Source organism: Kitasatospora sp. NPDC127060, from assembly GCF_042724935.1.
Taxonomy (GTDB): domain Bacteria; phylum Actinomycetota; class Actinomycetes; order Streptomycetales; family Streptomycetaceae; genus Kitasatospora.
In genome coordinates, this window is the sequence record NZ_JBHXEG010000150.1 from 1 (window position 1) to 9,727 (window position 9,727).

General features: G+C 71.3%; 14 protein-coding genes and 4 pseudogenes. 8 read left to right on the forward strand and 10 right to left on the reverse strand.

Annotation, left to right across the window (positions count from 1 at the left end; translation table 11 throughout):
* Positions 1-142 precede the first annotated feature (142 nt).
* Positions 143-794, forward strand: a pseudogene (locus ACFWIS_RS39810) (transposase); the annotation flags it as partial.
* Here the strand turns inward: ACFWIS_RS39810 and ACFWIS_RS39815 are convergent.
* Both ACFWIS_RS39815 and ACFWIS_RS39820 read right to left on the reverse strand, forming a co-directional pair.
* The gene (locus ACFWIS_RS39815; protein ID WP_380524355.1) at positions 776-1,087 is read right to left on the reverse strand and encodes a hypothetical protein; all 312 of its coding nucleotides are present in this window, start codon (positions 1,085-1,087) and stop codon (positions 776-778) included. The pseudogene ACFWIS_RS39810 and the gene ACFWIS_RS39815 sit on opposite strands and share 19 nt — an antisense overlap.
* A 31-nt stretch (positions 1,088-1,118) precedes the next feature.
* Positions 1,119-1,529, reverse strand: coding sequence for a hypothetical protein (locus ACFWIS_RS39820; protein ID WP_380524357.1), 411 nt, complete (start codon positions 1,527-1,529; stop codon positions 1,119-1,121).
* A 256-nt stretch (positions 1,530-1,785) separates the two neighbouring features.
* Between ACFWIS_RS39820 and ACFWIS_RS39825 the strand changes: the two are divergent.
* Positions 1,786-2,094, forward strand: a pseudogene (locus tag ACFWIS_RS39825) (transposase); the annotation flags it as partial.
* Between the two features lie 229 nt (positions 2,095-2,323).
* On the forward strand, positions 2,324-2,719 hold the full coding sequence (locus tag ACFWIS_RS39830; RefSeq protein WP_380524353.1) for a DUF6896 domain-containing protein: 396 nt from the start codon (positions 2,324-2,326) through the stop codon (positions 2,717-2,719).
* Here ACFWIS_RS39830 and ACFWIS_RS39835 read toward each other — a convergent pair.
* Positions 2,636-3,232 (reverse strand): annotated as a pseudogene (locus tag ACFWIS_RS39835) (TniB family NTP-binding protein); the annotation flags it as partial. The gene ACFWIS_RS39830 and the pseudogene ACFWIS_RS39835 sit on opposite strands and share 84 nt — an antisense overlap.
* Positions 3,233-3,322: 90 nt before the next feature.
* Between ACFWIS_RS39835 and ACFWIS_RS39840 the strand changes: the two are divergent.
* The gene (locus ACFWIS_RS39840) at positions 3,323-3,784 is read left to right on the forward strand and encodes a hypothetical protein (RefSeq protein ID WP_380524359.1); all 462 of its coding nucleotides are present in this window, start codon (positions 3,323-3,325) and stop codon (positions 3,782-3,784) included.
* A gap of 75 nt (positions 3,785-3,859) precedes the next feature.
* Here the strand turns inward: ACFWIS_RS39840 and ACFWIS_RS39845 are convergent.
* The 3 genes and pseudogenes from ACFWIS_RS39845 to ACFWIS_RS39855 form a co-directional block, all read right to left on the reverse strand.
* Positions 3,860-4,210 (reverse strand): annotated as a pseudogene (locus ACFWIS_RS39845) (transposase); the annotation flags it as partial.
* Positions 4,211-4,350: 140 nt separating this feature from the next.
* Positions 4,351-5,280 carry an ATP-dependent DNA ligase gene (locus ACFWIS_RS39850; protein ID WP_380524336.1) on the reverse strand — a complete coding sequence of 310 codons (930 nt, stop codon included), beginning with the start codon at positions 5,278-5,280 and terminating at the stop codon, positions 4,351-4,353.
* Between the two features lie 144 nt (positions 5,281-5,424).
* Positions 5,425-5,625: a hypothetical protein gene (locus ACFWIS_RS39855; protein WP_380524337.1), complete on the reverse strand. Its 201-nt coding sequence runs from the start codon at positions 5,623-5,625 to the stop codon at positions 5,425-5,427.
* 106 nt (positions 5,626-5,731) lie between these two features.
* Between ACFWIS_RS39855 and ACFWIS_RS39860 the strand changes: the two genes are divergently transcribed.
* From ACFWIS_RS39860 to ACFWIS_RS39870, 3 genes are all read left to right on the forward strand, one after another.
* Positions 5,732-6,223: a hypothetical protein gene (locus ACFWIS_RS39860; RefSeq protein ID WP_380524339.1), complete on the forward strand. Its 492-nt coding sequence runs from the start codon at positions 5,732-5,734 to the stop codon at positions 6,221-6,223.
* A 104-nt stretch (positions 6,224-6,327) separates the two neighbouring features.
* Positions 6,328-6,624 carry a hypothetical protein gene (locus ACFWIS_RS39865; protein ID WP_380524340.1) on the forward strand — a complete coding sequence of 99 codons (297 nt, stop codon included), beginning with the start codon at positions 6,328-6,330 and terminating at the stop codon, positions 6,622-6,624.
* A gap of 58 nt (positions 6,625-6,682) precedes the next feature.
* Positions 6,683-7,066 (forward strand): GIY-YIG nuclease family protein, encoded by a 384-nt coding sequence (locus ACFWIS_RS39870; protein ID WP_380524342.1) that lies wholly within the window; start codon positions 6,683-6,685, stop codon positions 7,064-7,066.
* A 137-nt stretch (positions 7,067-7,203) separates the two neighbouring features.
* Here the strand turns inward: ACFWIS_RS39870 and ACFWIS_RS39875 are convergent, their stop codons facing one another.
* From ACFWIS_RS39875 to ACFWIS_RS39890, 4 genes are all read right to left on the reverse strand, one after another.
* Positions 7,204-7,662, reverse strand: coding sequence for a hypothetical protein (locus ACFWIS_RS39875; protein ID WP_380524343.1), 459 nt, complete (start codon positions 7,660-7,662; stop codon positions 7,204-7,206).
* Positions 7,663-7,730: 68 nt separating this feature from the next.
* Positions 7,731-8,069, reverse strand: a complete 339-nt coding sequence (locus ACFWIS_RS39880) for a hypothetical protein (RefSeq protein WP_380524345.1) — start codon at positions 8,067-8,069, stop codon at positions 7,731-7,733.
* Complete coding sequence (locus ACFWIS_RS39885) at positions 8,066-8,224, reverse strand: hypothetical protein (RefSeq protein ID WP_380524347.1); 159 nt, start codon at positions 8,222-8,224, stop codon at positions 8,066-8,068. Before ACFWIS_RS39885 ends, ACFWIS_RS39880 begins: the two co-directional genes overlap by 4 nt.
* Positions 8,225-8,241: 17 nt before the next feature.
* A complete protein-coding gene (locus tag ACFWIS_RS39890; RefSeq protein ID WP_380524349.1) occupies positions 8,242-8,943 on the reverse strand; it encodes a recombinase family protein in 702 nt (233 codons plus the stop codon).
* A gap of 45 nt (positions 8,944-8,988) precedes the next feature.
* On the opposite strand from ACFWIS_RS39890, the gene ACFWIS_RS39895 reads away from it, so the two are divergent.
* Positions 8,989-9,567, forward strand: coding sequence for a hypothetical protein (locus ACFWIS_RS39895; protein ID WP_380524351.1), 579 nt, complete (start codon positions 8,989-8,991; stop codon positions 9,565-9,567).
* The last annotated feature ends 160 nt before the right edge of the window (positions 9,568-9,727 follow it).

Here is a 9,727-nt window from a genome sequence, read left to right on the forward strand (position 1 = left end):
TGCCATCTGCGGCCCAGGCAGCTGAACATCACCTGTCGGCACGTCGATCCGTGCCGGCCTTCGCCGTGACTGACAGCTAAAGCAACGGCATTGCGCCGCAGGCGGCCGGGACCCGGAACAGGGGTGAGGGAAGGAGGAGTCCGTGCGTCGCCGCTGCTATCCGTCGGACACCTGGGACGAGGAGTGGGCGCTGATCGAGCCGCTGCTGCCGATGCCGGCCTGCGAGACGAAGGCCGGCGGGCGCCCGGAGAAGCACCCGCGCCGGGAGATCGTCGACGCGATCCGCTACGTGGTGGACACCGGCTGCAAGTGGCGGGCGCTGCCGAAGGACTTCCCGCCCTGGCGGACCGTCTTCGGGTTCATGGCCCGCTGGGCGGCGGCCGGGGTGATCGGCCGCATCCGCGACCAGCTCCGTCGGCGCATCCGCAGGGACATGGGCCGCGGGCCGGAGGCGGTCGCCACGATCATCGACTCGCAGTCGGTGAAGGCCGCCGAGACGGTCGGACGCGACAGCCGAGGCTACGACGCGGCTGCCTGGGTGATGCATGCCCGCCGGCACGCGCGGGACTACGAACGGTTGATCCAGCACTCCGAATCGCTGATCACCTGGGCCGCGATCACGCTGATGACCAGGCGCATCACCAAGCGGCAGTCCCGGCGGTCCGGCCAGCCGGCCTCCCGCGAAGCGCAACGGGACTGACTGCCACCACCAACAGATCCCAGAGCCCCGCCGACGACCGGCCGGCCCCACTCTTCCACGGCCGCGGGCCGCTCGTCAGCCGATCGCACCGGGATGGTCCGGCACCGCCGACGCCGTCACCATGGCGTCGATCACCCGGTCGCGCGACTGCCGGACCGCCCGGGCCGCGACCCGCAGCACGGCGGCCAGGTCGGTCCGGCTGCTGTCGGGACCGTTCAGCGCGAACTCCGCCGCGTCCACCAGGACCACGGCCGCGCGCACGCTGTCCTTCACCTCGCTGGTTCGGAACGCCTCCGGGTCGCAGGCGCTGACCGTGCGCTCGAAGCTGCGGACCGCTTCGGTGAGCCGGTCCGCAGCGTCCCGGACGTTCTCGGGCTGTTCTTCCACACCGGGCACAACAGCGGCCCGGCCTCCGAGGTCACGGCGGTGGACCGTCGGCGCCACCGAACCGCCTGTACCAGTCCGCAGCGGCCTCCGCCTGCCATCGCGCGCCGCGCTCCACTTCCTCCGGCGTCAGCCCGGTCTTCTCGGCCAGCTCCGTCGGGCTCAGCCCGTCCGGGTGTTCGGCGAGGGCGCGGGCGATCTTTCCCGCCCACAACTCCGGCTCCACGAACGGCCGGGCCCGGTACTGCTCGACCAGCTGCCGGCCGTGCTCACGGGAACACGCCACGATCCACCGCTGGCCGTCGCGCTCCGGGTGCGCCAGGTGCACCACCGACGAATCGGGCGCAACGAAGTACAACTCGCTGCCGTCCGCGATCACCTCGCCGCACAGGTCGCACAGCTCCGCCGCCGCCCCGTCCTGGCCCTCGAACTCGGTGTCGTCCACACCTCATTCCTATCTCCAGAACGGGACGTTTCCCAGCTCAGGCGGCCTTCCAGGAATGGAAACAGGTACTTAGCTTGTTCCTTAACCATCGAGCTGCCGAGCGTGCAAGGGCTAGACTGATCGGACGCTGTCTCGCATACCCAATGCCTTCGGCACGTCACTGCGGACAGAGGTCATGGCTGGTCGGGACTGTCCTGCCTGCGGGCAGCACAGGTCGCACCAGCGCGATGGCCGCCCTCTGCCCGAGTCAACGAGCATGATCGTCGCGCACACCCAACTTCGCCTGGCACTGCCCCTGGCCGTCGATCAGCGCCGGGCCTGGGAGAAGACCAGCCCCGCCAACGTCGCGCTCACCCCGACCCGGGTCCGACGGGGGTTCAGGAACATCCGACCGCACCTGCCAAGTCCCGCCCGGGCACCGAAACCGTCAAGGCCAGGGCCTGGACGACCGCCCGGAATCCCGAACCGGCACCGGGCCACCCGCCACGACGTGGGCAAAACCGCCAAACGACCCGAGACCCTGATCGAACGCGACCGAGTTAGACCACAGCGATCACAGCCCTGAACAGGCCCGATGGTTAAGGATCAAGCTTAGCTTGCCGTTTAACCCGCAGCCCAAGTGATGTGGGGTTCCGGCGCGGTGAACTGCACCATGGAAGAATCGCCGTCCTTGATCACATGATGACGCCGCGGAGGATGCGTTGCAGAGATTGGGAAGCGACGCTGGTCCAGCCCACTCCTCGCGGGACCTGGTGCTCTCCTTCGTCAGCGATCTCGGCGCGGCCAGCAGCGCGATGCGCGAGGCATTCCCTGCGCTGGAGCGGCTGGCTGACGTGCTGATGCTCGCCCGCTCGGGACAGATCAGCCGCAGCGGTGAGGCTGGCAGGTACTCGTATCTGGTGCACGGCAGGGGCTGTCGAATGATCAGCCCGGACGGGGTCGACGTCGACGTGGACTTCTTCGGCGGGGTGGCGGCCTTCGACTTCTGGCGCCTACGTTGCTACGGACAGAACCTGCCTACGCCTGTCGACCCCACGACGGAAGAGCTACGGGGGGCGATCGAGAACCTGAAGGATGTCCTGGCCGAGGTGAGTCCCGGGTGGTTCACGGTGCCGCCGGAGGTCGAGGGCTGTTTCCATGTCGGTGACGAGGTCGGTGAACGGGCGGCGGGCGCCGAGGCGGGCGGGTAGGGCGCCGGTTTCGACGAGGCTGGCGCGGGCGGCGAGTTGAGCGCCGCGGACCCCGCTGAACAGAGGTGTGGCAGTGACGTCGATGCCGGCGTAGACGAAGGTCGCGCCGATCTGTTCGGTGAGGTCTTTCAGCAGGTCGGCGGCTTCGGCGCCGGTGGTGGTGCGGGGGTTGAGGCGGTGGATCTCGTCGATCAGGACCAGGCGCACGCCGGCGGTGTTGTAGGTGTGGGTGACGGCGTGCATGAGCTGGGCCTGGGTGGTGCGCGCGGTGACCGGGATACCGAGGTAGCGGGCGAAGCCCGCAGTGAGGGTCTTGGCGCTGGCACCGGGCGGCACGAGGACGTAGGCGACGGGCACGGCCGGCTGCCCGTTCCCGGGTGGGGCGGGGTGTTGTCGCCTGTGGGCGAGGTGGCAGGTGCGGCCGACTTCGAGCAGGGCGGTGGTCTTCCCGGTGGCGGCGGGCCCGGTGAGGATCAGGCTGGGACGGGCCGTAGTGCGCTGGTGGCGCACCATGATGGCCCTCTACGGCGCCAAGGGCTACGCCCGCTACGTCCCGTCAGGCCCCCTCACCTCACCCACGCTCTCCTAGGACGACGACCAGCCATGACCTCCCAGCCCCTTCCCGAGTTCTCCGAGACCAGCACCCTGTTCATCTTCACCCCCGCCTCCGGCACCACCTGGAACCTGACCCTCGACGCTTTCACCCAGGCGCTCCGGCGACGGGAAGGAGAGCAGGCGTTCGTGCACACCAAGGCCGACGGCGGGGCCTACGGACCGACCGACGAGAACGACTGGTGGTTCGACTTCACCACCGCCACCGGGACGACCTACGAGGGCATCGGATCCGGCGCCGCCGGCGACGAGGGCCTGTCCCTGCGCAACGCGACCGCCGGCGCCGCAGCCGACTTCGCGGCCTGGCTGATCCGCGACCTCGTGCCCGCGAACGGCCGGATCGACTTCAACACCAGGGCAGGCATGGAGGCAGGACTGCCCGACGAGATCCTGACCGACGACACCGTCACCGGACTCGAGACAGTCTTCCGCGAGCACCTGAACGGCCTGTGACCTCATAGCCCGTCTCCCCGGCGGGCGTCGGCGACGAAGGCGGGGAAGGGCCCGGCCGGTGTCGAGCACCCTGCGTGGCAGGACCTCGGCGATCCGCGGGGAACGGCGACACCACGGCGGGAGGATGGCCGACCGGAACCGCTTCCGCTCACCGGTCTCTTGGTCAACGCGCTTGTCGTTCACCCTGGGCGCCGTGACCTCCACCGCCCCGGCGCTGGTTGTCACGGTGCGGGGTTTGGCGTGGCCGTTGCGGACCACCAGCCGCTTCCCTGTCTCATCCCGGGCGTCGGCAAGCTCGGCGAGGTAGGTGTCCACCTCCGCCGCCAGCGTGGCGGCAAGCATCCGCCGGGCGCCCTCCCGCACGATCTCGTCCAGCAGCGAGACCCCGCCCCGCGTCTCGCCGTCCTCAGCAACTACCGTCAGCACAGTGCGTGCCTTCCCGACCGGCGCTGCAACGCCGGCCATGTTCGAGACTCGGGAAGGTACGCCCCTCCATCAGGCCGATCCACAGGTCTCGATCATTGCTCTGTGTGCTGCCCGTTCCGGCGTTGACCACGGCGGCGCGGTCAGTCCCGCAGGCCCCTCCACACCGGCTGGCGGAGCTGGCCCCGGTCGGTGATCTCCAGGAACTCGACCTCGGCGTGCAGTTCGGGGCGTACGAACCTCACCTCGGTGCCGGGCGGCAGCCCCAGGGCCCTGCCACCGGCGGTGAACGGCGACACCGGGACGGCCAGGCGGCGCAGCGCGGCCGCGAGGGCGCGCCGCTCCGCCCCCGTGAAGCCGGTGCCGACCGAGCCGACGTACTGCAGGCGCCCGGGCTCGGCTTCGACACCGGCCAGGACGGCCCGCAGGGTGTCACCGGCGGGGCCGCCGGGAAGCCAGCCTCCGATCACGACGTCGGCGGTGCGCAGGTGTTTGAGCTTGATCCAGTCGTGTGAGCGCGTGCCGGGGGCGTAGAGCGAGTCGGTGCGCTTGGCGAGGACGCCCTCTAGCTGGTGTTCGCGGGTCCATCCGTAGGCAGCGGCGACGGAGTCCCACGTCGGCGGGACTCGTAGGCCCGGGCGGTCCAGCTCCAGGCCCTCCAGGAGTTCGCGCCGGCGCGCGTACGGCTCGTTGAGCAGGGGGCGGTCGCCGAGGTGGAGGAGGTCGAAGGCGATGTACAGGGCGGGCACGGCGGCGGCTCCGGCCAGGACGGTGGCCGGGCGGGTGCGGTGGATGCGGCTCTGGAGGGCGGCAAAGGAGGGGGTGCCGCCGCGCATGACCACGATCTCGCCGTCCAGGGTCAGCGGGCCGCGGACCTCGGTGAGCGCGGCGGCGAGCTCGGGGAAGCGGGCGGTGAAGTCGGTGCCGCGGCGGCCGAGCAGCCGCACCGGGGCGGCCTCGGGGATGTAGGCGACGGCCCGGGCGCCGTCCCACTTGGCCTCTCCTGTCCACCCGGGCCCAGACGGCAGCGTGCCGGCCGTCGCCAGCATCGGCTCGACGTACGGCAACTTCACCTGCGCGGATCCTCGGGGGCCCATGTCTTCCAGGGTGCGGCCAACCGACCCGGGTCGGGACGTGGGAAGGGCCGGTCGACCGACATGACGGGGACCGGGCGGGCACACCCGGGTGCTGGGAGGGTTCGCGGCGCCGAGCACGGACTACCCGCCGTCGTCCGCTGGCGTGCCGGGCGCGAGTCCGAGGAAGTAGGCGAAGGCCTCCGGCGCCTGCTCGGCCACGGCCTGCTGCTCCTCGGCCGTCGGACGGTCGCGGTCGAAGCACGGCAGCGAGCAGGCCAGCCAGGGGTTCCACGGCGCGGTCCGGCCGCAAACCGGGCAGACCATCGTCGCCGCCTTGGCCATTCCACGCCTCCGCCGCCGAACCGCCCCTTCGTCCACCGTAGGCCGTTCGAGGGGTGTGTGCAGCTGACGTTTGATCACTCGAACGTTTGCTCGAATAATCAGAGGTATGACCGCCGCCATCCCGTTCTCCCACAGCTCGCCGCCCGCGCTTCCGGGCGACGTCGCGCGGGCTCCCCGGGAGCTGATGACGCGGACGGGGATGCCCCACGACGTCGAGCGCTGGTGCCTGGTGGAGATCCGCCTCGGCGGACGGTGGCGGCCCGCTCTGCTGACCGCGTGGCGGCGCCCTCCGGCCAGCCCCGACCGGATCGCCCACGTCCGCTGGGCGCCGGACGGGCCGGGACCGGGCGAGGAGCCCTGGGCCTGGCTGGCCTACGACAAGGCGACGATCCGCCGACTGCCCGAACCCGCCGCCCCAATCCCGCCGACGAACGCCGTCGTGGTGCCGCCGGAGATGGCCGGCGCCCCGGCCCCGGACGACTCCGGCCGCTGTTGGCGCCTGGCCTGGATCCGCACCGGCGACCGCTGGCACTGCGCCCTGCTGACCGAGCAGCGCCGCCCCGCGCCCACGATGCCCTGGATCGTCTCGGCGCGCTGAGGTGAGGGCGGAGACGCAGTGTGGCTGATTGCCGACCCGACGACCGTGCGCCCGCTCGCCCCCGAGCAGGGCGACACCGCGGCCGCCGACGCCCGGGAGCGGCGGTGAACCCGCGCCTGGCCGCCGTACCCGACACCGAGGTGTCAATGCGCGGTGACCGGCTGGCCGAGCTGTTGCAGGAGACGTCGCCCGCCGCGCGGCTCACCCGAGTCGAGGCCGCGACCCGGCCCGTGCACCCGGCGCTCGCCCCGGTGCTGCCGGACGGGCGCCTGCCGCGCGGGGCCGTGGTCTCGGTCCGGAACGACGTCTCACTGCTGCTGGCCCTGGCCGGAGGGGCTGTGACCAGGCACGACTGGCTGAGGGGTCCAGCCAAGGTACGTGCAAAAGGGGCCATGACGTGATCTTGGTCGCCGCGCTTCGCCCTGGGGCAGTGTCAGTGCAGCGTTCTACCCTCACGGGGTGACCCGCAAGGAGTTCTTCGACGAGGCGGAGCTGGTCGCGCGCGGCTGGCACCCGCGCCGTTTCCGGTGGTTCCTCGGGAAGCCCGACATGATGGTCTTCGGCCGGGGCGATCTGTATGCGGTCGCCGACGTGGTGGTCGCCGAGGCGGACCCGGAGTGGCCAGAGCAGATGCGGCTGGAGTTCGAGGAGGACGCCGAGCTCAGACGTCGGTGCGACGAGAACGAGGCCCGGTGGAAGCGGGTTGCTGCCAGGCGCACCGCCCTGTACCGGCTGTTCGACGCCTCGGGCGCCCTGCTGTACGTCGGCATCACCACGGACCCGAAGGCGCGGTTCAAGGGCCACCGCAGCGGCAACGGCCGCCACGCGATGATCTTGAGGTGAAGCAGCCTGCCCCTCGGGCTGGACGGGCGGGCTTCTGGGCGTGGTCGCCGCCGGGAGCCGGCGAGGCGCGCTGCACCGCTGCACCGCTGCCTCTTCTTCGTCCACGCTGCGGAAGCAATCGCTGCATGGGCCAGTGGCTACGCGAGCAGCCAGGCAACCGATCCAATAAGAGCGGTCAGGCTGCTGGCGGTGAGCATCAGACAGCCTCCCGACCCGGCCATGACGGTGCGGTATTTGATCTGCGGTTGCGGTTCAGGCGCGCGCGCCGGCGGGATGCTTGCCGCCTGCTGGTACTCATCGAACTTGTCTCTTAGCAACTCACGAAGTTGTATCCGGATTTGCTCAACCACCCAGTCTAGTTGCGGCCCCTCGGGACCTTGACCCACCAGGTTCGCGAACATCTGCTCCAGGGTCAGTCCGACTGTCGGCCAGCCGATGGAGAAGCACACATTCTTCCCGTAAGACTGCCCGGAAAAACGCGAATCGCGCGGGAAGCTCAGATACACCCACCACACGCCAGGTGCGGCCGCCTTGACCTCCTCGACGAAGACAATCCCATCTCGGTCAGCGAGCAACTGTAAGTCAGCAGCGGACATGTACTGAGGATGACAGAGGCCAACCCCCACCGATAGATGGCGGTGTTGAGGTCGGCGGTGATCGGCCCTTACCGGGCCGACCCGGATCGGCCGTCCCGGCCGCCGGGGATGACCCGCAGGACGGGGCCAGCTGGGGCGAACTCGCCGAGGTCGAGAGCGGCGTCGCGCCAGTTGGCGATCAGCTGCAGCAGGCGGGCGGTGTCGTCGGGGAACGGCGGCGCCTCGGTGCCGGGGACGACGGGCTGGAGGATTGCCGCCGCGAGCCGGACGGCGTGCAGCGCGGTGGTCCCGCGCGGGTCGATCCCCTCGGCGTGCCCGACGTGCCGCAGGGCGTCCAGGCGCTTCTCCAGCTCCAACAGCATGTCGTACGCCGGGACATGCGCCGGGTTCGCCCACTCCTTGCTCATCGCGCTCGCCCCCGGTCCGCGGTGCCGCTCGGCGCGCCGTCGGTGTCTTCCGTGCCGGGGCCGTCCGGCTCCGAGTCCGGGTGGTCGGTCCAGGTGCCGAACGGGCCGGGGCGCCCGGGGTGCTCGGCGCCGAGCAGCAGCGCGCCTCCCTTCATCCCGTGTGCTCCCGGGATCACGGGGCGACCTCCGCGCGGTCGGCGGCGGTGAGCTCGGCGCGCTGGGCGACCAGGCGCTCGCGCAGCTCCACGTCGTCGGCGGTGAGCGGGTCGTCGGGTCGGTGAAGTTGTACAGGTACCGGCCGCCGGGGACCCTCGCCGTCCGGTCCGGCTGCGGCGGCGCGCTCGGCTTCCTCCGCGTCGGCGAGCGCCCGGTACACCGAGGCCACCGAGGGGTGCTTCCCGGCGTTCTTGCCCTCCTTGATGGTGAGCTTCTGGGCGATCTCCGGCACCGTGGCACCCTTGGCCTTGAGCGCGAGGGCGAAGGTGAGGGAGTCGTCGTCGATGACCTTCGGCCGGCCGCCGTGGTTGCCCTTTGCGGCGGCGACCTGCTGGCCCTCCAGGGTCTTCTCCCGGATGTAGTTGCGGTCGAGCTGGGCGGCGACGGCCAGGACGGCGAAGAACATCGAGCCCATCCCGGTGGGGTCGTAGATGCCGGTGAGAGGGCCGGTGAGCAGCTCCAGGGAGATGCCGGCGTCCTCCAGGTCGGCGGAAAGCTGCATCAGCTCGGCCGCGTTGCGGGCCAGGCGCTTCATCTCGTGGACGGTGAGGATCACCGTCTGGACTGGGGCGGCCTCCTTGATGGCGTTGGCCAGCGCGAGGGCGGCCGGTAGCCGCCCGCCACGGGCGGCAGGGCGGCACCGGGTGGGGGCGGGCAAAAATGCACGTCCCGCCGCCGGTGCGCCTTGCTACTGTCCGGCGTCATGACTGAATGGATAGCCGCTGTGGCGGCGGTTGTCAGCGCGTTGGTCGCGGTGTTCGCGTGGAAGGCCGCCGACCGGTCGGCGGCCGTCTCGGAGCGCGTCGCGGGCATCGAGCGCGACCGCTGGCACCGGGACCTCACCCCCGACCTCGATATCCGCCTCGTGCAGCAGAACATGAACCACTGGACCTTGAGCGTGGATCTCGACGGCCCTGAGGGTCTCGACTACCTCGACAGCATCACCGTCGAGATCCTGGACGAGAAGGGCGTCAGTCACCTGCCCGGCCCCGCGGGCCCCACGGCGGAGGACCTCGCGCAGGTGATCTGGGGGCCGCTGCGTCTGCGCCCAGGTGTCGACGGCGTCGCCCACCCCGGCCGCACCACCACCGTTGAAGGCCTTGTGCTCGGCCAGCGCGCCGTCCGCGCGCTGGAGGTCAGCCTGCGGCCGGCCTGGGACAACGACCCCATCGACTCGTGGGCCCGCCGCTACCTGGACCAGCCGCTGCGCCTGCGCGTGGTCTGCCACAAGGCCGGCCAGAAGTCGTGGACCCTGATCCGGGAACTGCCCGTCCCCCACTGACCCGAGCCGCCGAGGACACCACGGCCTAGCCCGGCGCGCCGCCGGCGGGCACCACCGGCATCGTGGTGGTTGGTGGCCCCGGCCTGATCCCCCGAGCGGGTCGCCCAGCCGCAGCAGAGCGTTGGAGGCCCGGGCGAGACGATCTCGCCCGGGCCTCCAA